We start from the raw sequence: 26,955 nt of genomic DNA on the forward strand, positions 1-26,955 counted from the left end.
ACCTTATTCAAACCCATAAGCCCCTTAGCTAGATAAAAATATGTGATCGAAAAAGCCTTTCAAGCTATGAAATATAAAGCTTGAAAGGCTTTTTTGTGTTTTCAGCATTAGGCTGCATAACTAAAATCTACCAAATGAATTTCTACGGGTTTGACAGCATAGGTTAAAAAACTAATAAATTGATTAGACATTAATAATTTTTAAAATGTTTTTTTAGAATTATTACAAAATATTTATTATTTATCACTTAAAGAATATAGGCAGTACAGAGGGTTTAATGGCACAGATTGATTCCAAATTGGAATGGACTTAGTTTCCTAATTATTAAAATTGAGTTAAGATCGGAAAAGAAAATAATGGTCATAGGTACTGGAGTGCTGTATGAGAAAATCTCTTCCATTTATGAGTTCTTTAGTATTTTTTGAAGCTTCAGCTAGGTTGGGGAGTTTTACTAAAGCCGCTAAAGAGCTCTGTGTTACGCAGAGCGCGGTTAGTAAAAAGATTGGACTTTTAGAAGAGAGTTTAGGCTTTGAATTATTTGCTAGGGAACCAAGACAGTTGATCCTGACTGAAGCTGGGGAGGAGTTTTACAATGAAACGAAAAGTGTTCTGCATCAAATGTATGAAAGCATTAATAGGATAAAAAGATATGCTGATACCAATACAGTTACTATTACCTGTACTCAGGCAGTGTCTCACTACTGGTTATTCCCTAGAATAACTCGCTTTAATCTAAAGCATCCAGATATTGCTATCAACATTTATGCATCTAATGCCATCACCGAAGCTACCTGCACCCAATTTGATCTGGGGATTTTAAATGGCACTGATGATTGGAAGGCTGATTTTCATAGTCATCTTCTATTTTTTGAAAGGATCTATCCGATATGCCAATACGAATACCCTATAGATAAACTATTGACTCCCGAGGAGATTCTGGACCAAAAATTGATTCACCTCGATCCTTCGGATTGGAAGTGGCCCACCTGGATTGATTGGTTTGCCAGTTTCGGCATTGAATTTAAGATTCCGAGTAATGCGCAGCTTTTCAATCAGGTAACCCTTGCTTTAGAAGCCTCTAGGCAGGGCATGGGCATCGGGCTTGGATGGGAGTTCATGACCGAACAAATGCTGGATAGACATGAATTGAAACGTGTCAGTGATGCATTTTATGCACCAAATATGGCTGACTTTCTGGTTTATAGGAAGTCAAGAGAGTTATCTGATGCAGCTAAGATATTCCGCGATTGGCTATTAGAAGACGTATCAGAATCTCAAGGGGATGCGATAACATTGGATAGTTTTTCCAGCAATTCATCATAGCCTACTTGTGTGCTAGCTTGCCGATATAAACAGTATTTTTATTGTTTTACCGTTTGCTAGATTTTAGTGCGATTCCAAATTGGCATGGGTGTGTTCGAAATATTCGTTTGTTACATAGAGAGAGACTCTCTAATATCACTCTAAATACTTATTCTGGAGTGAATAGATGAAAACATTAAAACGATTTCCTGCAGTGGATGGTTCACTGGGGTGGTACGAGAGCAGGCCAGTCCGACGAACTCATCCTGTTAAGCAGGTCACTAAAAATCAGTACTTTGATTATATTGTTGTTGGAGCAGGTTTTACCGGGTTATCAACAGCCGGCCGTTTAGCAGAACTTGAGCCTGATTCTAAAATAGCAGTTGTAGATGCGTTAATGGTAGGTCAGGGGACTTCTGGACGAAATGCTGGATTTATTATTGATCTTCCTCATAATTTAGATTCGAATGAGTCGAGTGTACTTGCCGATACTCATATTCGGGAATTGAATTGTTTTGCTATATCAAGATTGGATCAAATTCGACAAGAGCAAGGAGATAATGTTTACTGGAATCAAGCTGGTAAATATATGGCTGCTCATGAAGAAAAACACTTTAAAAATTTGGATTCTTTCACAAAAACATTAGATTCGATTAATTCAGATTACGAAATTGTGGAAGGGGCCGATTTAGAGTCTCGTCTCGGAACTGGATACTATAAGAAAGCTGTTTACACAAGTGGTAATGTCTTAGTTAATCCGGCTGCGTTAGTGGTTTCTGTTGCTAAAAACTTACCTGAAAATGTAAAAGTTTTTGAAAACTCAAAAGTTACATCAGTCGATTTTAATCTAAAAAAACTCTATTTTGATAATGGTGTATTGACTGCTAATACAATTATATTGGCAACTAATTCATTCACAGAAGAGTTCGGTGGCTGCAAAAATAAATTAGCACCTGTTTTTACCTACGCTAGCTTAACCAAACCACTAAATGAGGATGCACTTCATAAATTTAAGAAAGTTTCTCCATGGGGAGTTACTTCTGCCCACCCAGCTGGTACAACGGTTCGTTTTACATCTGACAACCGAATACTGATTCGTAATTCATTTGATGTTTTACCTGATTTGCTCAGTAATCAAAAAATGATTGATGAAGCTAAGGTACATCACCGCAGCTCTTTTATGGCACGTTTCCCTTCTTTGAACGCTATTCCCTTTGAATACAGTTGGGGAGGAATGTTGTGTATGACTATGAATCATGAACCTGTTTTTAGTGAGTCTTACCCAGGGGTTTATGCAATAGCTGCAATGAATGGTGTGGGTATAGCAAAAGGTACTTATCTTGGTTATTACATGGCAGAGATGATTAAGGGTAATAAAAGCGAGGATTTAGACTTTATTTTAAATAACTCCAATCCAAGCTGGGTGCCCCCCGATCCTTTCAAAACTATTGGAGCAAGAGTACGACTGTCGATTGAGCAGCGTACTGCCAAGGGCGAAAAGTAGCAAAATTAAAACCTGCCCCCTGCTGTCAAATCCGTACAGGTAAACTTGGAGATTTTAGTTATGCAGTCTGATGCTGAAAGCTAAACCGCATTTGTCTTGATGGGCTTTCTGGTGACACTAATCTATTAGCAGGCATTGGCTATCAAGGCATTGGCTATCAAGGCATTGTAAAGTTACATGAACAAACCTTCACTCCAGTTAAGAAACCTCGTGGTGGTCAATTGTTATAGAAATGCAAAATTAAACGCTACCTTATTAATTAAAGTCGCTAACTTGGAGTGAAAGCTTACGGGGAGTCAACGTGTTTAACCACAGAGGTCATCTTTTACTCTGATAAATATCTTCTTTATTGGAGCGTATTTTTATAAAAATATTACTCACTTTTAAAAGCTTGATTTTCTACCTCTTTGAAAAGCCAGTTTTTAAATGCTTGTACTCTTGGCAGCGCCGCGCATTCGGGGCGGTAAATAACATAATACGCCAAAGGCGATTCAAAATAAATATCAGGAAACAACCTCACTAACCGCCCAGCGGCTAGGTCATCTTTAGCCATTACACTGCGCGCTAATGCTACACCGTGGCCGTCAATTGCTGATTGCAGTACGGCAGCAGAGTTATTGATTTGAATGCTTTTAGTGATCAGAGGACCTGTAACACCGGCTTTTTTTAACCATGATGACCACGACGGAAAACTGGTATGGGCATCCATTGATTGATCGTGTATCAGGGTTTCGTTCAATAATTTATCAGTCGTGGTGAAGCGGGTTGGATCTTCTAGAAGTGTAGGTGAGCATACTGGGTATACTTCTTCATCCATTAGTTTTTCTGCGCCCAAGCCTTGCCAATTACCTATGCCAAAGCGTATGCCTATATCTATACGCTGAGAAGCAAAATCAACCGGTTTTAAATTTGTATTTAAATTTACATTGGTTTGCGTACAAATGGCTTGAAAGTGATGAAGCCTAGGCAATAACCACTTAGCAGCAAAGGCAGGGCTTACTGCAACCGTTAATACGCCGCTTATGGCATTGTCTTTTAAAATATCTAGCCCTTGGGCTAATTTATCAAATCCTTCTTGTATCAATGGCAGGGCACTTTGCACAGTTTCGGTCGTTATAAGCCGTGTTTTACCAGAGCTCATTCTGTGAAACAGCGGCGTGTCGAGCCACTCTTCTAATGTCTTTACCAGTTGCCCAACCGCTGCGGGAGTTACGTTTAGCTCGTTAGCAGCCGCTGAAAAACTCTGATGTCGTGCGCTGGCTTCAAAAGCTTTTAATGCATTGAGATGTATAGGTGATTTCATACGGTAAACTTTTTCTTTATTGACGGCTCAGATTATCTCGTTTGTTAAACAAAGTAAATAAGTTAAAAATACCTCCTAAGCCAAACAACTCGTCAACTGCTTGAAAGGCAATTTGATATTTTGTTTTATTGATACAACTAATGCAGCGCGAATGGGCGCTTGGAGAAATAATGATGACTAAGCAATTTTCAGGTAAAAAATTACTCGTTATTGGTGGTACTAGCGGAATGGGATTTGAAACGGCTCGTTTGATCTTAGAGCAAGGCGGACAAGCCGTTATTGTCGGTCACCGTAAAGAAAAAGCCCAAGCGGCAAAAGAGCAACTATCATCTTTAGGTATTGTAGAGGTTTTAACAGCCGATTTAACGAGCGATGAAAGCGTGCAAAACTTAATTAATACTATTTCGCAAGATCACGCAGACATAGATTTACTGGTTAATGCCGCTGGGGTTTTTGCCCCTAAACCATTTTTAGAGCACGAAGCAACTGATTACGATAAGTACATGCAAATTAACCGCGCATTATTTTTTATTACTCAAAAGGTAGCCGCTAATTTAATCTCAGAAAAACGCTCTGGCGCCATTGTAAATATAGGGTCTATGTGGGGCAAGCAAGCCATTGCTGCTACACCATCTTCAGCGTATTCGATGGCAAAAGCGGGCTTACATGCGCTAACTCAGCATTTAGCAATGGAATTAGCGGCCCATAATATTCGCGTTAATGCGGTATCGCCAGCAGTTGTACAAACGCCAATTTATGAAGGGTTTATCCCGAAAGCAGAAGTAAACGATGCTCTGCAAGGCTTTAATAGCCTTCACCCAATTGGCCGTATAGGTACGTCACAAGATGTGGCAAACACTATTGCATTTTTATTAAGTGACAAAGCGGCTTGGGTAACGGGTGCTGTGTGGGATGTTGATGGTGGCGTAATGGCAGGACGCAACTAATAGCAATGGAGCAGAGTGTTTTTTTATGATGCTCACGCACAATTAAAAAGCGCTTAATGAGCGAAAGTTTAAAGAGCAATAACATACTGTTATTGCTCTTACTTCATTTAGGTTGGATAAATGCGAGTCAACTCATCAGATTTTTTACAGTAAGCCTCTCTGCTATCAATTAAATATAGTTGGTAAACAACATCTCAAGTTGGGGTCGAGCGAGTAATGTTATACAGAATAGGCGGTAAAAAAGCCAGCGCAACGAGCATGGTACGCTACGCGTCAGAGTCCACTTTTCCATGCCATGCTGACCCTATAATGGCATAATAAATTTGAACGATGGATGGATTTGATGGCAAGGGTCAGTTTATGTGTCACCATACCACTCGTACTTTAGCTTAGAAACTGGTTGATATGCTCACCAATTTCATCAGGCTTCTCATCAATCAACCAATGAGCGACATCTTTGATCCAGACAAGCTCTGCGTTTGGAATCGCTTCTGCCAGCTTTGGTGCATATTCCGGTTTTTGGAAAGGGTCTTTATCACCCCACATGATGAACGTCTGATGTGGAAGGTTACTAAGTTCGTCAGTAATAGCCTGAGTATATTCTTTGTTCAACCGTCTGAGATTGCGAAAAAAGGCATGCTTGCCATCTTCAGTTGACCAAGGTTCAAGATACATCTCAATAAGCTCATCCGTCATGACGCTCTTATCATATACACCTTTTGGTAGGAAGCCTCGCATCATGCTTAAAAAGTCCTCTAAACTCATCTCCGACTCAGCACCAGGTTCCTGTAAAGGCTCAAAATCTGGGATAGGCCATGAATCGAAGCAGATGCTATCTATCAAAACAAGCTTTCGAACTTTCTCTGGATAATTGACAGCTATCAACTGAGCAACACCTCCACCAATATCATGCCCAACAATATCTGCTTGCCGTGCACCTAAGGCATCCATGAGCTTTACAATTATGTTGCTTTGCGCATTAATAGACACATCTGCGCTTTTCGGTTTTGCAGATTTCCCATAATTGAGAAGGTCGGGAGCGATGACCCGATGTGTTTTTGCAAGTTGTGGAATAATATTTCGCCACATGAGGCTATTTGTTGGAATCCCGTGCAGCAGGATTATTGGACTACTTGAACCCTGTTCCAAAAATGCAATCTTATGCCCGTCAATGTAGGTATGGTTTTCTGTTATTTGGGTGCTCATAGCATCCTCCTAAAGATGAATATCAATGATCGTGAGATCATCCTACGGAAAGGGGAGACAGTTTTTGTCAGCTAAGACAAGCCAATAACCGACCCTAACGTTATAATAGTAATGTGAAGGAATTCCTCAGGAAGTATATGGTCTCAGTGATCAACGGCAACATGGCTATCAAAAGCATCACAAACTGTGTACGGACTTTTATTTATAAAAATCTTGGTCTCATCACACTGTTCATTCTTCGCGCTTAGTCAAAATCTTAATGAAACGGCTTTATTGAAATAACGCGACTCTACCAAAAACTGTCGTACTGAAGGTCGTACTGAAGTTAGATAAACCAACCTGATGAAAGTGATATTAATCATACATCAATAACAAAAGTATTATGGCTTCGGCCGTTATAGGTTTGTACCTCAACCGTTGGTAGTTTGTTGAAAGGTGTGAGAGATTTATAGTGTTAAGGCCTAGCTTAGATTTAGAAAACGATCTCCAGTCCTAGCCACGGCAATAGATATCGAAATTAAAAACCTTGATATTGAGAAGAAAAAATTAGCAGATACCGTCAAATCTGAGCAAACTGCTAAGCCGATTACTTCAGGAACGACTCAAACAATATTTTATATCTTAAAACGACAGATTAAATTGAGGAGTTATGCTGTGTTTTTCGGAGATACAGCGGCATATGTGAGGCCTTCGTACTCCGTTGAAACACGAGTACCGCCACCTACTTCAAGTGTCTGAGCAATATTGGTCAGTGAGCCGATGATGGCGGTGTTTCCAGTCGCACGCGCAAACTCGCAAGCCGCTGCAACTTTTGGTCCCATAGAGCCCGCAGGAAGATCAAGCTCACTTAAAGCATCTGGATGCGCCTGCAAGATGCTTCGTTGTTTGTCAGTCCCAAAGTCTGTATAAACATACGCCACATCCGTGGCAATCACCAATAACTCACATTCAAGGCTACGGGCAAGTAAGGATGCGCACAAATCTTTATCGATTACTGCCTCGACCCCTTGCAAACAGCCATCTTCATCAAATGCCGTTGGGATACCACCTCCGCCTGCACAGATCACAATCGCGCCTTTTTCAAGGAGCCACTGTATGGGTTTTAGCTCAAATATCTTTTTGGGCTTAGGGCTTGCAACCACTCGCCTAAAGTATTGACCATCGGCTTTAACAATCCAGCCTTTTTGCGCACTTAGCTTTTCTGCTTCCTCTTTTGAGTATACAGGGCCAATAGGCTTGGTTGGGTTGTTAAAAGCAGGGTCTTTACGGTCGACTTCTACTTGAGTGAGTAGGGTGGCAATGGATGAGTCTCTCGGCAGGACATTCCCAAGCTCTTGCTCGATGATGTAGCCAATCATACCTTCCGTTTCTGCGCCCAAAACGTCTAATGGATAAGTATCGACTTCAGTGTAAGCCGCTCCTTGCAACGCAAGCAAACCGACTTGGGGGCCATTACCGTGAGCAATGACTAACTCGTTACCCTCCGTGATCTTACTGATTTGTTCAACGGCCGTCTTGATGTTTTGGCGTTGGTTGTGAGCAGATAACGGCTCTCCACGTTTTAATAAAGCATTACCACCTAAGGCAATTAGTAACCTCATGATATTTTCCTACGCATTATCTTCAGTTAACGTTATATCAGTAGCCCACGCTGCTAATGTTATAAATTAGATATTACCAAGCGCAGAAACCAGAACGGCTTTAATCGTATGCATACGGTTTTCGGCTTGCTCAAATGCGATGTTGTAAGGGGATTCAAATACCTCTTCGGTCACTTCGATACCGTCTGCGAGCTGTGGGTATTTTTCAGTGATTTTTTTACCAACCTCGGTATCTGAGTTATGAAAAGCGGGCAAACAATGCATAAACTTCACTCTTGGATTGCCAGTGGCTTTTATCAGATCCATATTGACTTGATAAGCCATTAGCGCATCGATTCGCTCCGCCCAGCTCTCAATAGGCTCACCCATCGATACCCATACGTCGGTATGAACGAAATCAACGTCTTTTGCCGCCGTTTTTACATCTTCGGTGATGGTAAGACGGGCACCTGATTCTTTGGCAAAGTCTGCACAAGTGGCCAAAAAGTCTGCTTCAGGCCACAAATCTTTAGGGGCACAAAGGCGTACGTCCATACCCATCTTAGCGCCCATTAAATATAATGAGCGGCCCATGTTATTACGCGCGTCACCAAAATAAGCATACTTAATCTGATGGGTTGATTTGTCAGTATGCTCACGCATGGTCATTACGTCTGCTAGCATTTGTGTGGGATGAAACTCATTCGTTAGGCCGTTAAAGACAGGAATATCCGCATATTCTGCTAACTCATTGACAATCTTTTGACCGAATCCGCGATACTCGATGGCATCATACATACGGCTCAACACACGAGCAGTGTCTTTCATGCTCTCTTTGTAGCCGATCTGTGATGAGTTTGGGCCAATAAACGTCACATTGGCACCCTGATCATATGCCGCTACTTCAAAAGCACAACGAGTGCGGGTTGAGGTTTTCTCAAAGATTAGCGCAATGTTTTTGCCCAAAAGATGCTTTTGTTCTGTGCCTGAGTATTTCGCTCTTTTTAGGTCACGAGCCATATCCAAAAGATAAGTAAGCTCGCGTTCACTATGATGCATAAGGCTCAGCAGATCACGGTTGTGAAGATTGAAACTCATGATAATTCCTTAATTTTTAGTGTTTGTTTATTTTGAATGGACTATCACTGTATTTGGCACCGCTATGAGCAGGTAAGATTCAACATGCTCTAGGGTGTGTCTTCATCTCAAAACTGGAGATAAAAATGAGATAAATTGCCGTCAAACAAGAAAAATAGTGTCGGTAATATCGAGATATTGCCCCGCTATTTGACGATGTTTGGCAAAATTCAGCCATTTCTAACCCAGTTAGATGACACTCGTTTGAATTGAGGATATGCCCTAATCCGTTGAATCGCGAATGATAGGGCAAGTCATGCAGTGACCACCACCACGTCCACGGCCCAGCTCGGAGCTTGGAATCGTAATCACTTCAATGCCTTGTTTGCGCAGTAACGTATTGGTATAAGTGTTGCGGTCATAAGAGATGACAACGCCTGGCTCAAGGGCAAGGACATTGTTACCATCATCCCATTGCTCACGCTCAACTTCGTAGCTATTGCCGCCTGTTTCGACCACTCTTAATTTATCGACCCTTGCGGCTTCTTCTACCACTTTCAAAAAGTGTCTGTCATCTTCGCGCACATCTATACCGTGTGGCTTGCTTTCGTCAGGACGAATATGAAAGGTCGTAATATGATCTGTCACTGCCGGAAACACGTTGACCAAATCAATGTCGCAAAACGTAAATACAGTATCCAAATGCATCGCAGAACGTTGCTTAGGTAGGGCCGCTACGATGACATGGTCAACCGAACCATCGATGAATAAAGTTTTGGCCAGTCTGGTAATCGCTTGTTGTGACGTTCGCTCACCCATACCAATCAGCACGGTTTTGTTGCCGATAGGCATGACATCACCACCTTCTAAGCTACAGCCGCTTAAATCTTCTTCAGTATCATCCATCCAAATTTTGAAATCAGCCCCTTTAAAGTCTGGGTGAAATTTATAAATAGCAGAAATAAGAAGCGTTTCTTGCTGGCGAGCGGGCCAGTACATCGGGTTGAGCGTCACACCGCCATATATCCAATTTGAAGAATCGCGAGGAAACTGAGTATTGGGCAGTGGTGGCAATACAAACTCAGTCGTACCTGACAGTGCGGATAATTTTTTGAGTGACGCCCCAATATCATTCGGTAACTCTTCAGTGGTGACACCGCCAATTAAAAATGAGGACAGTTTCTTGTGCTCAAGTTTGGTCAACCAATCTCTCACTTCGCCAGCTAATAAAGTACCGACATGATTATCAGTGATTTTATGATCCATAATCCACTGCATGGCATCACTATTATCAAGGGTTTGTGCGAGCAGTTGATGCATCTCAACCACCTCAATATCGCGATCTCGCATCTTTGTGACCATATCATAATGATCACTTTTGGCCTTGCTAACCCACATGACATCATCAAACAATAAATCATCGCAGTTTTGCGGTGTCAGTCTTTGATGGGCAAGACCTGGAGAACACACCATAACTTTGTGTAATTTACCGACTTCTGAATGAACACCTAAAGATTTGTCAGACATTTTTGTATCCTTATGCGGTTTGGGTGCGATTATCTCACCACTGTTTAGAGGACGAACAATCTAAAAAAGCAACTGATGTGACGATTACGACGAACGGATTTTCTGGTGATTACAACGGTATGTCGTTTTATTTAATAGGGTCACTACAAGCTTAACGTACCGCTGTAGAGGCCATAGGCTGCATAGATGGCACTGACAGTAATGACTGCCAGCACCACTTTTTCGGCTGTATTGAACAGCTGATGCTTGTGCTCTCTGCGTGCTTTTATATAGAGAACCACACCAGGAAGATACAACAAAGCAGATAGTAAAAAGTATTGAATACCAGCGGCATACAACAGCCAAATACTATAAAACAGCGCGGTTACCCCAATAATAATATCTTTTGTGGCACTCTCGGATGGTTTGTAGCCCTCTTTGCGATAGGCCACCAAAAATCCATAGGCAGCAGAAAAGAAATAGGGAATCAAAATCATGGAAGTGGACAGATAAAAAATATTGTTATACGTGCTTTTACTAAAGTAGGTGATGACTAAGAATAGCTGTGTCGCTGCAGAAGACACCAATAGTGCATTTACCGGTACATCAACGGCATTTGTCTTATAAAAGAACCTCGGCATGGTTTCGTCTTTGGCGGCAACGAATAAAACTTCGGCACAAAATAGCGTCCAAGCCAATAAACCACCGAGTAGCGAGACGACCAAACCTACTGATATAAAGGTCGCGCCCCACGGGCCAACGGCATACTCTAGCAAATAAGCCATCGACGGGTTTTTCATCGCTGCCAGCTCAGGGAGGGATCTAACACCCATCGCTAAAAAGTTAACCAGCATTAATAGCACTAACGTAAAAATGAACCCCAATACGGTGGCTTTGCCAATATCAGAGCGTTTTTTGGCGCGTGCAGAATAGACACTAGCCCCTTCAATACCAATAAATACCCATACCGTCACCATCATCATGTTTTTAACTTGATCAGGAACTGACCCTAGATCCGTCTCTCTGCCCCAAAAGTCGCTATTAAAAAGATCCATATTAAAGACCGTAAAAATAATGACAATAAAGGTGAACAACGGTATCACTTTGGCGATCGTAATTAACGTATTGACTGAGGTAGCCGTCTGGATACCTTTGGTAATCATGAAGTTGTATGCCCACAATAATACAGAGGCACCCACCAATGCAGTTAGGGTATTACCATCTCCAAACACATTAAAAAAATAACCCAGCGTACTAAATATCAGCACGTAGTAACTGACGTTGCCCAACCAAGCAGAGAGCCAGTAGCCCCATGCAGAGTTGAAGCCCATATAGTTACCAAAGCCTGCCTGCGCGTAGGCATAAACCCCACTGTCAAGTTCAGGCTTGCGATGTGCTAAATTTTGGAACACGAAGGCAAGCATCAGCATGCCGATGCCAGTGATGATCCAACCAATCAAGGACGCACCAGGGCTTGCGGTTTCAGCGATGTTTTGCGGTAATGAAAAGATACCACCGCCTATCATAGAGCCTACGACAAGGGCAATGAGTGCAGTAAAGTTTAGATTTTTCTCGGATGGATTATGCGTTGTTTCAGACATGGTGACGACCTTTTACTCTCTGATTGAGAAATATATGAAAGCAACAAAATAGATATGGCCTTGAAGAATACTTAAAAACATTGTTTAATATATGAAAACCCCATAATATTAGCATGGATTATTATACATTTGCTAGATGAATGATTTTTGCTTGTAATTTCTATGTGTCTATATCAACCAAACAGCCGTGATATTTGACGGAAAAGGTATTTTTCACGGCAGTATTTTTTGTAAAAGCTATAACTCAGATAGGCTAAAGCTCATAAGGTTAGATTTTGTGGAACGTATGATGATTGAGAATAGATTCAGTTTCTGATGGTTTATTAAGGTGGTATCGAGTACCATAACCACAATAAAATTATGGATTTATTGGTATTTCTGACTAGGTCGTGTCCTAATCGGCCCAATATCCGATGAATCAACTGTATTGCCGAACACCTTATATACCTCACTCAGCATCCTGCATTAGCGTAGAAAGTGTCTTGTACTCACAAAGCGCTAATATTGCCCGTCATGGTGATCGACACGAGGTGTGCTTGATCTGATTTCCTACACTCAACACGCCCTATACTAAAAATCATTAAAATTTTTAAATTGAGGACATGCCCTAATACGGTTAAAAGACGTATGGGTTGGTTATTTTTTGTTTTATTTCCGCATATAAATAATATATAGGAACCGTTATGAAAAAAGCATGGGTTTTGATTCTATTGCTTGTCGTGGCCGCCGCTGCTGGTTGGTATTACTGGCAACAGCAGCAGCTTGCACAAGCCCTGCCGCTAGGAATAGTCAGCTCAAACGGTAGATTGGAGCTTGAGCGGTTTGATATTGCTAGCCTTTATCCAGGCAGAGTCGAGCAAATGCTGGTGGCGGAAGGAGAGGATGTCGAAGTCGACCAGCTGCTTGTGAAGCTGTCTTCCTCTCAAAGCGAAAGTCAGTTAGTGGCAGCACAGGCAACCGAGCAGCGCGCACATGAAATGGTGTCGCAGGCACGGGCGGGTCGTAAGCAAGGAGAGCAGGCAATGGCGCGTGCCAACGCCCAAATTAATGCGCAGATTGAACAGCAAAAAATAGCCAAAATGGAGTTGGATAATGCTCGCAAGATGCGCCGCGAAGATTTGGTGTCAGATTCAGAGGTGACCAAACGCCAAGCGGCATACAATGGCGCGGTTGCGGTCGTGCAGGCGGCGAGAGCAGCGTACGCAGAAGCGCAGGCAGCTGTTCAACAAATTGACGCTCAAGTAGCGGAAGCAAATGCTGGCGTCAATCAGGCCAAAGCTCAAGAAAAATCTGCCGCTTCGATGAATGACGATATGTTGATACGCAGTCCTAAAGCGGGCCGTGTGGAATACCGAATTGCCGAGGTTGGTAGTGTGATTGCAGCAGGCAGCAAAATGGTCAGCCTGCTAGACACAGAAGATGTGTCTATGACTCTTTTTTTACCTAACGGGCAGATGAGTGGCTTACAAGTTGGTAATGACGCGAGAGTCGTGCTGGATGGTCTGGATAGTGTGTGGCCCGCAAAAGTCTCGTTTATTGCATCACAAGCACAGTTTACACCCAAGTCAGTGGAAACACAGAACGAGCGCGAAAAGCTCATGTTTAAAGTGCGTATCAAGTTACCTGTAGCAATAGCCAAAGAATACAAAGGTCTACTCAAAGGCGGCATGACAGGTAATGGTTATGTACGTAGCAATACCGACGTAGTATGGCCGAGTAATCTTGCTATAAACCTTCCCAAAAAAGGCCAATCCTAGTTTCTCACGTTCGAGTATGACAGCAGAAAATGAGGTCATAAATTATTCAGAGGGTTTTACAACCGAAGAGTTATCTTTATGAATAAATTAACGATACAAACTGAGAGATAACGTATGGATAGCCAACATACCGCCGTTGAAATTAACACTGTTTCGCATACATATGGCAAGACGGTTGCTCTTGATAATATTTCCCTAAATATTTTACAAGGGAGCACCGTTGGGCTAATTGGTCCTGATGGTGTCGGAAAATCAACGTTGTTGTCTCTTATTGCAGGGGTCAAGGTCATTCAAAATGGCTCCGTGCAAGTATTCGGTAAGGATATGGTAGAAAAATCTGCACGTGAGGCGCTGTCAAAACATATCGCCTTTATGCCACAAGGCTTAGGGCATAATCTTTATCCAACCCTGTCGGTATATGAGAATGTGGAATTTCATGCGCGACTGTTTGGATTGAATGCACATGAGCGCCATGTACGAATAGCCCGTTTGCTTGAGGCAACTGGGTTAGCACCATTTCCTGATCGTGCGGCTGGCAAGCTATCAGGCGGAATGAAGCAAAAACTGAGCTTATGCTGTGCATTGGTGCACAATCCTGACTTACTGATTCTGGATGAGCCAACCACAGGGGTAGACCCTTTATCACGCCGTCAATTCTGGTCATTAGTGGCCTCGCTACAAGCTGAACGTCAAGAGATGACGGTCATCGTGTCGACAGCCTATATTGATGAAGCCAAAAATTTTGAATACCTGCTAGCGATGGATGATGGCAAGCTCTTAGCCAATCAGCGGACGCAAACCGTTATGACAGAGCTGAATGTCACGTCACTTGAAGAAGCCTACATTAAGCTATTGCCACCAGAGAAACAAACGAATGCAGGCGCGTTGGTTATCACGCCATTTGTCCCTGATCCTGATGCACCGCCCGCTATTGAGGCAAAAAACCTAACCAAGCGTTTTGGAGACTTTACAGCGGTTGATAATGTCAGCTTTCGTATTGAGAAAGGTGAGATTTTTGGTTTTTTAGGCTCTAACGGTTGTGGCAAATCGACCACGATGAAAATGCTGACTGGATTGATTGATAAAACAGAGGGTTCAGCCAAACTGCTGGGTCAATCTATCGATGCAAATGATATAGCGACAAAAATGCGTGTCGGTTATATGTCGCAGTCTTTCTCGCTTTATGAAGAGTTGAGCGTACGTCAAAACTTAGAGCTGCATGCAACCCTTTATCAAATAGAAGGAGAGCGTGGACAGCAAGCTGTAAAGGATGCATTAGATAAATTTGACCTCAGTGCCGTGGCGGATACAGCGCCAGCCTCGTTGTCACTGGGTATCCGCCAACGATTACAGCTAGCAGCGGCTTGTCTGCATCATCCCGAAGTATTGATTTTGGATGAGCCAACCTCAGGCGTCGATCCTGGTGCTCGTGATATGTTTTGGCGACAGCTATTGACGCTTTCACGAGAAGATAAAATCACGATATTTATTTCTACTCATTTTATGAATGAGGCCAGTCGATGCGATCGTATCTCTTTTATGCATCGTGGTCGCGTGCTGGTCGTTGGTACACCGACAGAGCTGACACATAATAAACAAGCGGAAGATCTCGAAGAAGCCTTTGTAGAGTATCTGCTCGAAGATGAAAAAAATGACACTGAACCCACCAGCCAAAACGACACGACTGAAAATACACCAGCAGAATCAGCGATCATAGCGTCTGAACCTGATAGTCAAACCGACAAAACCGACACGCTTAAGTATTGGTTTACCACTGTTTGGACATTTGCCACGCGTGAATCTAAAGAGCTATTACGCGATAAAATCAGGCTGTTCTTTGCTATCGTTGGGCCCATTATTTTGATGGTCATGACCGGTTGGAGTATCTCTTTCGATGTGCACGATTTACCGTATACGATACTGGATCAAGATCACTCTGCACAAAGTCGACAGTTGACGGAGTACTTTTCGGGCTCAGAATATTTTACATCTACGTCACCCGTAGACTCTATAAAGGCTGCTGAATACGCGCTTAGAAGCTCTGAGACGAAATTGGTTATTGATATTCCAGTGGATTATGGACGTGATTTATTGGCCAATAGACAACCAGAAGCGAGCTTTTATATTGATGGGACAGTGCCATTCAATGCGGCCAATATTGAGGGCTATGTAGGAGGGATTATGAGGATATATATCAAAGACCTTCTTCAAGATACTGGCTTGCCTATCGACTTAGACCCTGCCGCTGAAGTGGTTCCACGCTTTATGTATAACCAAGATTTCAAAAGTGTGAACGCGGTCATTCCCAGTGTGCTAATGATGATACTCATGTTGATTCCGGCAATGATGACCACGCTGGGTGTGGTGCGTGAGCGCGAAGTTGGCTCGATATCAAACCTTTACACATCACCAGCCAGTGTGCCTCAATACCTACTTGGAAAACAGCTGCCTTATGTCGTTCTGGGACTGATAAATTATCTCATACTTGTGCTCATGGCCATATTTTGGTTTAAAGTGCCCATAAAAGGCTCTTTTTTGGCGATGTCTTTTGGCGCATTGCTGTTGGTCTATGTGTCTACAGGACTGGGGCTGCTTGTGTCTAGTTTGGTTCGTACACAGGTTGCAGCGCTGTTTGTCACCGCCATCGTCACTCTGATACCCACCATTAACTACTCTGGGTTGTTGTACCCGCTCTCTAGTATGGACGGCATCGCTTATGCCATTGGGGTCGGGTTCCCCGCATCTTGGTATCAGCGTATCAGTATTGGCGGGTTTACTAAAGGACTGAGTTGGTCCAGTTTTTTGACGGAGTACATGGTTTTGACCGCCTTTGCCTTGGCATTTATCACATTTGCCTCTATTTTCCTGAAAAAGCAGGAGGTATAAGTGCAGACTTTTAAAAATATCTGGACATTAACCATCAAAGAATTACGCAGTCTGTTTGGAGACAAGATACTGTTCCTCATGATTGGCTTCGTGTTCTCTGTCACTATTTATACTGTGGCAGAAGGCATCAATACGGATGTACGTAATGCGCCTGTAGGTATTATAGATTTAGACCGTACAGCCCTGACCAGACAAATTCGAGATGCTCTACAACAACCTTACTTTCTGCCTCCTGTCGATGTGAAACGTGAAGATGTCGATGAGTTGATGGACAAAAGCAAGCTTATTTTTGTGCTGGAGTTTCCCCCTGGGTTTGAACGGGATGTGCTGGCTGGACGAAAACCGCAAGTTCAGCTGTTAATTGATGCCACCACTATGACTCAAGCAGGTATTGGGCAAGCCTATATTCTCCAAATATTTAATCAGGAAGTGAGTAATTTTTTAAAACAAGCCGATCCACCGTTATTGGTCAAGCCAGTACTGAACATGATATTTAACCCAAACGGAGACAGCTACTGGTACACACCAGTTATGGAAGTCTGCAATATGATTGCGCTCTTGGCAATAGGGTTGTCTGGTGCTGCCGTTATCCGTGAACGCGAACGTGGCACCATCGAGCATCTCTTGGTGATGCCCGTTAATACAACAGAAATCGTGATTTCAAAAATACTTGCCAATAGCTTGGTGATTTTATGTGCCTCCATGTTATCGATGGTTTTTGTGGTCCAGTATCTGCTCGGTATTCCCATTAACGGGTCGCTGCTTTTATTCGGTAGTGGTGTGGTCGTGTATCTGTTCTCCATATCTTCTCTCGGCATTATGCTATCAACCATGGCACCGAGTATGCCGCAGTTTGCCTTATTGATGTTGCCCGTTTTGGTTGTATCGTTACTCTTATCTGGCTCTATAGCGCCGCGCAGCAATATGCCCGAAGCGGCACAAATGATAAGCGAGTATTGGCCCACGACTCAGTTTGTCAGCTTTACTCAAAATGTTTTATTCCGTAATGCTGGCTTGGACATTGTTTGGCCTGAGCTATTAGTCATGACAGGTATCGGTGTCGTGTTTCTTATTTTTGCTTTAGTACGATTTAAAGCGATGCTTGAAAAGCTAGAATAATGTGCAAAACAGACTGGCCCAATTTGGCTCAATCAAAACCAGTCATACGTATACCGATATCCTAGGATAGCTTCTATAAGACGTCCTAGGGCGTGTTTGATATTCGACTATGGCCCTAAATTAAAAATAATGATAGAGAATATAAGGAGAAGAAGCGCATGTTTCCATTATCCAAAATTGTGAGTTTGGGAGCATTGGTCTTGATCTTAAGCGCCTGCCAAAGCACACAGGTTGTACGCCAAAGTGACATTTCTATTCCGACGACATTTGACGAAAACAAAGCGGCGAAGGGCAGTCCAGAAATTAGCCACTGGTGGCGACAATGGCAAGATCCGTTATTGAGTCGCCTAATAGAGCAAGGCTTACAAGACAGCCCCGATATCCGCATCGCTGAAAGTCGTTTTGCAGAAGCAGTGGCAATCAGTCGTCTTGCCACTGCTGATCTTGGGCCACAAGCTGGCGTCAATGCTTCAGCGGGCCTTATAAATGGTTCGGCTCATCTGTCTGCAAATGACAACCTCAGTCGTCTATTGGGTGCTAGTACAGCGATGCTAGAGACGCACCAAGATATAGACAGCAGTCATGCTAATGCGGGATTCTCTGCTGCGTGGGAGCCCGATATATTTGGCAGAAAACAAAGTGATGCTGATGCCGCCCGTTATGCGGCGTTGGGTGTACAAGAAAAAGTATATGGCGCGCAAATGCTACTGGCAGCTCAAATTGCTGATCACTATTTTCAAGCCCGTGCTGCCCAGCAGCGTGAAGTCATTACCGCTCGCAATGTAGAGATATTGACGCGCTTTGAGCGATATATAAAAGGGCGTTTTCAAGCGGGTCAAGTCACCATGTATGAAGTCAATAATGTCCAAAGTAAGCTCAATGCCATGCGTGCGAAAAAAAGCACAATCGATGCAGAATATGCCACACACGTACGTAGCATAGCCGTACTTATCGGGCAAGTACCGCAAGGTTTTGAGCTGCCTTCTACGACTGTAAACATTCTCAATCATCAACCGAGTGCACCCAGTGGCCAAACGCCCCAAGGGTTGCTAGAACGTCGTCCAGATCTGCGTGCCTATGGCGCACAAGTCAATGCCTATTCTGCCAAACTGGCAAGTGCCAAAGCTGATCTGCTGCCACGTTTTTCCATTAGTTTTTTAGGTCAAGGCGGGCGTATTGACGTTGACAGTGATGTGCCAGATTTGAAAGGTTGGGGCAGTATATTGAGTGTGGGTATACAGGTTCCCATTTTTACAAATGGTCGGATTGAGGCCAATATCGAAAGCGCAGACGCTCGATTGCAAACGGCGCTGCTACAGTATGATCGAAGGCTACTGCTCGCGCTTGGTGAGGTAGATAATACTTATCAAGCACATCAGGCGCTCGCGCAGCAACAAAAATTGCTAGATACGGCCTATCAGCAGTCTGCCAAGCGTGCCAGCGATGCCGAAAAACTGTTTCGTTATGGTTATCAAACGTTAGATGAAGCTCTGACAGCGCAGCTCGACTCGGAACAAATACAAGAAAACTTGATTTACTCGCAGCTTGCTCGAGCACAAATGCTACTGAACCTTTATAAATCACTAGGAGGAGGATGGGGAGAGGATGTCACTGTGGAGGCATCGTAAATTCAGATAGCTTATGAGTGATCTATGTTGAAAAAACTGTAGAACTATCACCAAGACTACCAAACAACATTCGAAGCCATCAGCGATATCACTAAAAATGCAGTTTAGTTATTATCGTCTGGTTGCGTAACTATGATTTTCCAAGTTAATGCCTACAAATATAGCCCATAATTTAGTTAGTTAATTTAAATATTTATTTAAGATAAATATTACTTTGTTTAACAATAACATAACTTTCATATAAATTTAACTTAACAATAAGGCAACATATTCTAAACTTGCAAAGGTATCTAATATTTATAGGTCGACACACACAATGATTTTTCAATCATATAAAGGAACGTTAGATTATGCCTTTACACAACCGAAATCAGATAGATCCTATTAGCGAAGACGTTTATGAAGACCCAATGAGTAATACGCTACTCAATAAATTTCAATTGCCTCAAAACAGTACCCAGCCAGAAGTTGTTGCTCAGTTTATAAAAGACGAGCTACTTCTCGATGGCAATGCCAAGCAGAATCTGGCTACATTTTGTACGACATGGATGGAAGATGAGGTTCATGACATCATGGACTTATGTGTCGATAAAAATATGATTGATAAGGATGAATATCCACAGACTGCTGAAATGGAAGCGCGTTGTGTTCATATCTTAGCGGATCTATGGAATAGCCCACAAGCTCATACGACTCTTGGTTGCTCAACTACTGGCTCATCAGAGGCTTGCATGCTTGGCGGATTAGCCATGAAGTGGCGTTGGCGTCAAAAACGCGAAGCAGCAGGATTAGATGCCTCAAAGCCCAATTTGGTCGTTGGGCCAGTACAGATTTGTTGGCATAAATTTGCGCGGTATTTTGATGTTGAGCTTCGTCAAATTCCACTTGAAGGTAATGAGGTTAGTACCAATCCCGAAAAAATAAAAGACTATGTTGATGAAAATACCATTGGTGTCATTCCTACCTTAGGGGTGACTTACACTTGTGTGTATGAAGACGTCGCTGCGATGGCAAAAGAGCTAGATGATATTCAAAGCGAAAAAGGATGGGACATACCTATTCATGTAGATGCCGCTTCGGGTGGATTTATAGCGCCCTTCATTCAACCTGAACTTGAGTGGGATTTTCGTATCGATAGAGTAAAGTCTATCAATGCGAGTGGTCATAAATACGGTTTGGCACCACTAGGTGTCGGCTGGGTAGTTTGGCGCTCAGAAGAAGACTTGCCAGAAGATTTGATATTCTATGTAGATTATCTAGGTGGAAACATGGCAACCTTTGCGCTTAACTTTTCTCGACCAGGTGGTCAAATTGTCGCGCAATACTATAATTTTTTACGATTAGGCTTTGAAGGTTATAGAGGTGTTCAACAAGCCTGTGTAGATACCGCTCAATGGTTAGCAGACGAAATCTCAAAGTTAGGTCCGTTTGAGATGTTTTATGATGGACGAGGTGGTTTACCTGCCCTTAGTTATACCCTAAAAGAAGGAGACTGGGGTTTCAATCTCTATGATTTATCTGACAAGGTTCGTCAACATGGTTGGCAAATAGCCTCTTATCCACTACCAAACGATCGTCAGGACACCGTCATTCAACGTATTCTAATTCGTCATGGTATCAGTCGAGATATGGCCGCGTTGTTATTACGTGATATTAAAGCCGCTGTTGAATACTATAAAGCGCATCCAGTTTCCCATTCTAGCTCTACTCGTACCTTTCATCACACATAGAAGAGCATTATGAGTAATCCTACTGTAGTCGGTCAGATATTCGATAAGATAGAGCCTGTTACTGCTTCAGGCTTACATGGATTTTTTCAACTGCTGGATAATCAGCCCATAGTATTTATCTTGTTATCATTAGCTTTAGGTACTTATATTGGTAATCGTAGCATCAAGAATATCTCTTTAGGGTCAACAGCAGGTACTTTGCTGGTAGGGGTTGTGCTTTCGATGATTGCACAATCTGCTTATGATATTACTTATGCCATACCAGGGGTTCTTTCAACCTTTATGCTCCTTCTTTTTATGTATGCTTTAGGGCTTAAAGTTGGACCTCAGTTTTTTGCTGGATTAAAAAAAGGTGGTTTGGCATTCATTAGTATCGGCGTCATTGTCTGGTCACTAAACTGGATTATCTGCTTTTTTGGGGCAAAGTTTGCAGGCTTAGCACCTGGATACGCAACAGGACTTATCTCTGGCAGCTATACCATAACGGCCATACTAGGAGTGGGGCAAGGCGCTTTATCGAGTGGTGCCTATATACCACCGTCAGGAATAACAGCGGAAGAAGTTGGTGCCAATATGGCTGCAGCCTATGCCGTTAGCTATGTCTTATCCACTGTTGGTATTATTTTACTCATTCGCTATTTACCTAAGATTTTTGGTTACAACTCTGCTGAAGAGGCTAAAGCCGCTGAAGCTAATTATAATGGCGGTGCGACAGATCCTTTACCTGGAGCACCTCAGGCATTAACACTGGGTTTTTCACCGTATGATTTACGCGCCTTTTATGTGACTCACAAAAACATTGTTGGCAAAAGTATCTCAGCGTTAGTCAAAGAGTATCCGCAAGCGCCTATTTTACGTTTGGTTAGAAATGGTGCGATTGTAGAGTTATCAGATGATCCTATCGTTCAACTGAACGATATCGTTACGGTTAGAGCCAATATTCATGATTTGATTTTTGTAGACAATGAGCTTATCGGACCTGAAGCTGATGATCAATTGGCTCGCAATGTTCCTATAGAAGTTGCAGATATTCACATTGGCTCTCATGATATCTCAGGTCAAAACATTCATGACCTCAGCGAGTCAGGAATAGGAGGCGTCACGGTTCAAGCTTTATTTAGATCAGGTAATGAAATCCCATTAGGCCCTAAAACACAGATCTCTTTCGGAGATGTGATTAGGCTAGCAGGTCCGGATGTGGCCTTAAAAATGGCAGGGAAACGATTGGGAGGACGAGTAATATTACCAACCATGAAGTCTGAAATAATTTATCTTGCCGTTGCGATGGTTATCGGATATTTAGTCGGTATTATAACGGTCCGAATTGCAGGTATTCCATTTGCACTAGGAACTTCAGCAGGGTGTATTCTTGCTGGGATTGCCGTTAGTTATTTTCGCAGTCGCAACCCTGAGTTTGGTGGTCCGATACATGAAGGCGCCAGAAGCTTCTTGCAAGATTTTGGTTTAAACGTTTTTGTGGCAGTTTTAGCCGCCAATGTTGGGCCTAAAGTTATTACAGCCTTACATGGTGATACTCTATTATGGCTAGCAGTAATCGGAATAGCAGGTGCGTTAATACCACCGCTCGTTGCCTTCTGGATAGGGGTGAAATTCTTTAAACTTAACTCAATCATTGCTGATGGTGCCGCCACTGGCGCTAGAAATAGTACACCTGGACTAAACGCCATTATGGAAGAGTCAAAAAGTTCAGTTGCTGCTATACCTTATCCTGTCAGTTATGCGCTTACGACCGTCTTAGCTTTGATTGGCGGTTATATTTCGATGATTTTATCTTGAGTTTTTAGGACTGAAATTAGTAGACAATGATTATTTCAAAATTCCAATATTGATAATCTCACCTAATAATAAAGGCCTGAGAAAGCTATAGGTCTTATACTGAACTGCCCCAAGATTTTTGGAGCATTAACCCCCTAAAGAGTGAGCGTTGAAATTAGCAGTTTGATATTCCGTTTAAAAGTATTTTCAGATATCTGCTAGATATACCCTTAAAATACTGTTGTGAAAAGTTATCGTAAGTTATGCGATATTATGGTGCGATAAGCAATTAAAAGACCTCACAACTGCTAGGTTGTGAGGTCTTTTAATTGCTTCTAATAGTATTCGAGGGTGCGTCTACGTTTTGTAATAACAAGAATATAACTCACCATGTGATACAAAAATGATCATTGTTAAAAGTGACTAGTATCACTTAGCTAAAAAAATACTTAGTTACTTACTTAGGTGATTGCGTATCAGCTGAGTAAATACGTCTGGCTGTTCGATATTTGAGATATGTGATGCATCAATCGTGGCAAGCGTTGAGTTTGGAATGTTATCAACCATATACTGACCATCAGCAACGGTAGTAACAGGGTCTTGAGAGCCTGCCAACACTGTAACTGGTACGCGAATATCTTTTAGATGCTCGCGAGTATCGGCAGTAGACAACGCTTCGCAGCAGCTGGCATAGCCTTCTGCACTACCAGCTGCAAGAGCACTGGATAGTGCTCTAACCACATCAGGATACTGTTCAATAAAACCAGCTGTAAACCAACGTGAGGCTGCTGTTTTGGCGATATCGTCCAGCCCGTTCTCACGTACTAATGCCGCACGCTCAAGCCATGGTGCTTCTGAGCCAATTTTGGCTGCGGTATTACATAATAGCAAGTGCTTAAAGCGATCTGGGTGATTAATGGCTAGCCACTGACCAGTCATACCACCCATTGAAATGCCACAAAAAAATGCTTTATCAACATGTAGGTGGTTTAACAAATCGATCACATCTTGCCCAAGCTGAGCCAAACTATAAGGGCCACTAGGTGCTGATGACTTCCCATGACCACGAGTATCGTAGCAAATGATAAAGTAATCGGCTTGTAAGATATCGATTTGTGGTTGCCACATATGATAGCCAGTGCCTAGAGAATTGGAAAATATTAGGGCAGGGTCGTTGCTATCGCCAAAAATGGCATAATTCAGAGTGATGTCTTTATTTTCTAATACAGGCATGATAAAGGTCCTTACTTTTGAAGAGCATGTGAGGAGGGGATTGTTTTTCACCTAGTGAAAAATACGTTTATCTTGAACTATTAGTTAGCTGTCAATACGCTCAAACCCCGATATTGACAACCTCACCTAAGAATAGTAAAGGCCTGAGAATTCTATACGTCATATACAGCCTACCTTTAAGGGTTTTGAGGATTTTAGTCTCTCAAATAGGTTATGTAATATTGATATATTGGCCACCATAAAAATGATGCCATCGCTACCTAAGAGAATTTTTTAGCAGCATATAGTTGCTTTGTGTTCGAGCTAATTTCGCAGCAATGCTTTGCAGGTGAGCCTGATATAACAATGATATTTTTACTAAAATTCACAGGTCATCATTTTATTTTTAGGACTGTAGATAGCGCCTCTGCCCTCCATTTCACCCCAGTACTCCACCCTCTACCATGTCAAAGTGGCTCGACTAAAATTTATATTATGATGATATCTTACATGTACTAACTCTATTAGCCTGTAGATATTATATGATTGAGTAATCACAATATAAATTTTAACCTAATAAGGTTAAACACATATTTTGGCACTGTATTTTTACCGTCAAGCTACTATATAAAAATGTTATTTTTATATTATTTCTAGGTCTCTTTAGATAAGAATGAGTGATAAAAGTAATTGATTATAGGATTGATTACATCAACGAGAGACTAGGGCGTGTCATCAATTAAGCCAGACCACGCAAGAAACCAGATGAATTGCACTGAGGAAATGACTGGCTAACTTATCATAACGAGTGGCAATCGCACGGTACTGCTTGATCTTGGCAAAGAAGTTCTCGATTAGATGCCTCGCTTTATAAAGTTTTTTATCGAAGTCTCTTGGCTGCAGTCGGTGACACTTGGACGGTATGACTGCATTGCCCTGTACGGCTTTAATTCGTTCAATGACGCGGGCATCAGCATCATAAGTCTTATCGGCAAGCCAAGTTTGGCTAATACTGACATCGAGCAGTTCATCTGAGCCACATAGGTCATGAGCTGCGCCACCTGTTAGATAAAAGCCAGTAGGATTGCCTAATGCATCGGTTCGAGTATGTATTTTAGTGGTCAGTCCACCTTTACTACGACTGATGGCTTGATCCCTTTTTTTTCAGCACTGTGCTGATGGGCTTTAACAATCGTGGCATCTAGCATGGGATATTCATCATCTGATGGTTCGGACAGCTGATGAAAAACCTGTTCCCATACGCCTTTTTTTGACCAGCAGCTAAAGCGAGTATGAACCACTCTGAAGTCACCAAAACGTTCAGGTAGGTCGCGCCAAAGGATGCCTGTCTTATAGCGATATAGGACAGCTTCTACGAATAAGCGATTATCTTTTGCAGTAACACCAACGTCACTCGATTGACCAGGTAGAAGCTCTTTAATCCTCTCCCATTGGTCATCTCGTAAGGCATGTCGTCTTGTCATAGTGTCCGATCTCAAATTACTAAATACGATCTAAGTATAGCTTATTCTGAAATATCTCTGCTAATTGATGACACGCCCTAGTTACTCAGCATAAATACCCCGCTAAGAAAATAGACTATTTCATATACGTAGCGGCCTATGTTTTTATTATCTTTATCGATAAGTCGTTTATTGACTAGCGTCCTAAAAGAGCTGCTTATAATTTTCAGTTGAAGCCAAACATTCGTTTTTGAAGTGTTTTGCAAAACACAACACTAACTGATAATTAGAGTTATTACTAATGTATGGTGCGTATACAATGAAAACACTAAGATACTCTTTTGACAGGGTCTAACCAGAGGTATCTAAAGAGTTCATCAAAGCAGTCACTACTAAGTTGTTTACATTTTTGAGTGAAAAAACCACCTCATCATAGTCTGAAGGCAACTCCGCAATGGGTATCTTCACAAAACCATCTTTTCTTACTGCGCTTTCGCTCCATGCAAATCCGACACCTAAGTTTTGCTGTACCGCATCGTAAACACTTTCTTGAGTGTTTACGATATAGGTAGGGGTTATCTCTAAATTAATTTTTGCTAGTACCTCATTTATAATTTTTTGAGTGGTAGAGCCGTGCGTGCGGAATATGACGGTTTCCGACGCCAACTCAGTTAAGCTTATAGACTCTCTTGATGCAAAAGGATGGTTCGGTGAGCATAAAGCAACGAGCCGCTGGGTAGCACATTTCTTAAACTGTAACCTGTCATCTTTTGGCACATTTGCAAGAATGCCAACATCTACTTGACCGTTAACTACTCTACTGAACGTTTCATAGAAATTACCAAAATAGATCTCAGTCTGTAGCTTGGGATAGCGCTTACTAAACTGCCTGATAATTTCAGTGCCCGGCAGCGGGCTGCATAGAGCTACCTTTAATATAGCTGATTCAAAAACTTTACTTCTTTGAATCAGCTGCTCTAGATCATCTTCAACTGCTCGTATTTTACTCGTCAACGACCCAAGCTCTAAGCAGTAATCTGTTGGCACAAGGTGTCTGCCACGCTGTATAAATAGCTTAAATCCAAGATTGTTTTCAAGCGTAGATAGTGCTTGGCTAATGGCAGATTGAGACACGCCTAAACGTTTAGCTGCCTGTGTGTAATTACCTTCCTCAAGCACAGAATTTAATATGTTTAGCTGATTATAAGTATAGGGCTTTTTTGTCATATGACCGCCGTCTTTCGTATCGGTTTCAGAGATTGTCAGGCATATCTCTGGGAAGTACGAGAAGTTATACACGATGAATAAGACTGAATGATTAAATATATAAGCTAACCTTATATATGACACCAAACTGT

Annotated in this window: 17 protein-coding genes and 1 pseudogene; 9 read left to right on the forward strand and 9 right to left on the reverse strand. The window is 42.3% G+C overall.

Annotation, left to right across the window (positions count from 1 at the left end; translation table 11 throughout):
• The first annotated feature begins 381 nt into the window (after positions 1 to 381).
• The gene (locus tag I6E83_RS13680; RefSeq protein ID WP_197102675.1) at positions 382 to 1,323 is read left to right on the forward strand and encodes a LysR family transcriptional regulator; all 942 of its coding nucleotides are present in this window, start codon (positions 382 to 384) and stop codon (positions 1,321 to 1,323) included.
• A gap of 166 nt (positions 1,324 to 1,489) precedes the next feature.
• Positions 1,490 to 2,806, forward strand: coding sequence for an NAD(P)/FAD-dependent oxidoreductase (locus tag I6E83_RS13685; protein ID WP_197102677.1), 1,317 nt, complete (start codon positions 1,490 to 1,492; stop codon positions 2,804 to 2,806).
• A gap of 373 nt (positions 2,807 to 3,179) precedes the next feature.
• Here I6E83_RS13685 and I6E83_RS13690 read toward each other — a convergent pair whose 3' ends face one another.
• Positions 3,180 to 4,109 carry a LysR substrate-binding domain-containing protein gene (locus I6E83_RS13690; RefSeq protein ID WP_197102679.1) on the reverse strand — a complete coding sequence of 310 codons (930 nt, stop codon included), beginning with the start codon at positions 4,107 to 4,109 and terminating at the stop codon, positions 3,180 to 3,182.
• Between the two features lie 173 nt (positions 4,110 to 4,282).
• Between I6E83_RS13690 and I6E83_RS13695 the strand changes: the two genes are divergently transcribed.
• Entirely contained in the window at positions 4,283 to 5,056 is a 774-nt protein-coding gene (locus tag I6E83_RS13695; RefSeq protein WP_197102722.1) for an SDR family NAD(P)-dependent oxidoreductase, read from the forward strand.
• A gap of 384 nt (positions 5,057 to 5,440) precedes the next feature.
• Here I6E83_RS13695 and I6E83_RS13700 read toward each other — a convergent pair whose 3' ends face one another.
• From I6E83_RS13700 to arcD, 5 genes are all read right to left on the reverse strand, one after another.
• A complete protein-coding gene (locus I6E83_RS13700) occupies positions 5,441 to 6,262 on the reverse strand; it encodes an alpha/beta fold hydrolase (protein WP_197102681.1) in 822 nt (273 codons plus the stop codon).
• 647 nt (positions 6,263 to 6,909) lie between these two features.
• On the reverse strand, positions 6,910 to 7,863 hold the full coding sequence (arcC, locus tag I6E83_RS13705; RefSeq protein ID WP_197102683.1) for a carbamate kinase: 954 nt from the start codon (positions 7,861 to 7,863) through the stop codon (positions 6,910 to 6,912).
• Between the two features lie 66 nt (positions 7,864 to 7,929).
• Positions 7,930 to 8,940: an ornithine carbamoyltransferase gene (locus I6E83_RS13710; protein ID WP_197102685.1), complete on the reverse strand. Its 1,011-nt coding sequence runs from the start codon at positions 8,938 to 8,940 to the stop codon at positions 7,930 to 7,932.
• A 261-nt stretch (positions 8,941 to 9,201) separates the two neighbouring features.
• A complete protein-coding gene (gene arcA, locus I6E83_RS13715) occupies positions 9,202 to 10,446 on the reverse strand; it encodes an arginine deiminase (RefSeq protein ID WP_197102688.1) in 1,245 nt (414 codons plus the stop codon).
• Positions 10,447 to 10,589: 143 nt separating this feature from the next.
• Positions 10,590 to 12,026 (reverse strand): arginine-ornithine antiporter, encoded by a 1,437-nt coding sequence (gene arcD, locus I6E83_RS13720; RefSeq protein WP_197102690.1) that lies wholly within the window; start codon positions 12,024 to 12,026, stop codon positions 10,590 to 10,592.
• A 683-nt stretch (positions 12,027 to 12,709) separates the two neighbouring features.
• Between arcD and I6E83_RS13725 the strand changes: the two genes are divergently transcribed.
• The 6 genes from I6E83_RS13725 (at position 12,710) to I6E83_RS13750 (ending at position 22,943) form a co-directional block, all read left to right on the forward strand.
• Positions 12,710 to 13,783 carry an HlyD family secretion protein gene (locus tag I6E83_RS13725; RefSeq protein WP_197102692.1) on the forward strand — a complete coding sequence of 358 codons (1,074 nt, stop codon included), beginning with the start codon at positions 12,710 to 12,712 and terminating at the stop codon, positions 13,781 to 13,783.
• Positions 13,784 to 13,897: 114 nt separating this feature from the next.
• Complete coding sequence (gene rbbA, locus I6E83_RS13730) at positions 13,898 to 16,669, forward strand: ribosome-associated ATPase/putative transporter RbbA (protein WP_197102694.1); 2,772 nt, start codon at positions 13,898 to 13,900, stop codon at positions 16,667 to 16,669.
• Complete coding sequence (locus I6E83_RS13735) at positions 16,670 to 17,788, forward strand: ABC transporter permease (RefSeq protein WP_197102696.1); 1,119 nt, start codon at positions 16,670 to 16,672, stop codon at positions 17,786 to 17,788.
• A gap of 158 nt (positions 17,789 to 17,946) precedes the next feature.
• The gene (locus tag I6E83_RS13740; RefSeq protein ID WP_197102698.1) at positions 17,947 to 19,416 is read left to right on the forward strand and encodes an efflux transporter outer membrane subunit; all 1,470 of its coding nucleotides are present in this window, start codon (positions 17,947 to 17,949) and stop codon (positions 19,414 to 19,416) included.
• A gap of 350 nt (positions 19,417 to 19,766) precedes the next feature.
• Entirely contained in the window at positions 19,767 to 21,146 is a 1,380-nt protein-coding gene (locus I6E83_RS13745; protein WP_197102700.1) for a glutamate decarboxylase, read from the forward strand.
• A 9-nt stretch (positions 21,147 to 21,155) separates the two neighbouring features.
• Entirely contained in the window at positions 21,156 to 22,943 is a 1,788-nt protein-coding gene (locus tag I6E83_RS13750) for an aspartate:alanine exchanger family transporter (RefSeq protein WP_197102702.1), read from the forward strand.
• Positions 22,944 to 23,375: 432 nt separating this feature from the next.
• Here the strand turns inward: I6E83_RS13750 and pcaD are convergent, their stop codons facing one another.
• From pcaD to I6E83_RS13765, 3 genes and pseudogenes are all read right to left on the reverse strand, one after another.
• On the reverse strand, positions 23,376 to 24,155 hold the full coding sequence (pcaD, locus tag I6E83_RS13755) for a 3-oxoadipate enol-lactonase (RefSeq protein ID WP_197102703.1): 780 nt from the start codon (positions 24,153 to 24,155) through the stop codon (positions 23,376 to 23,378).
• Between the two features lie 714 nt (positions 24,156 to 24,869).
• Positions 24,870 to 25,618 (reverse strand): annotated as a pseudogene (locus I6E83_RS13760) (IS5 family transposase).
• A gap of 330 nt (positions 25,619 to 25,948) precedes the next feature.
• On the reverse strand, positions 25,949 to 26,824 hold the full coding sequence (locus I6E83_RS13765) for a LysR family transcriptional regulator (protein ID WP_197102704.1): 876 nt from the start codon (positions 26,822 to 26,824) through the stop codon (positions 25,949 to 25,951).
• Between the last annotated feature and the right edge of the window lie 131 nt (positions 26,825 to 26,955).

The organism is Psychrobacter sp. SZ93C1, from assembly GCF_015864635.1.
GTDB lineage: Bacteria > Pseudomonadota > Gammaproteobacteria > Pseudomonadales > Moraxellaceae > Psychrobacter > Psychrobacter fozii.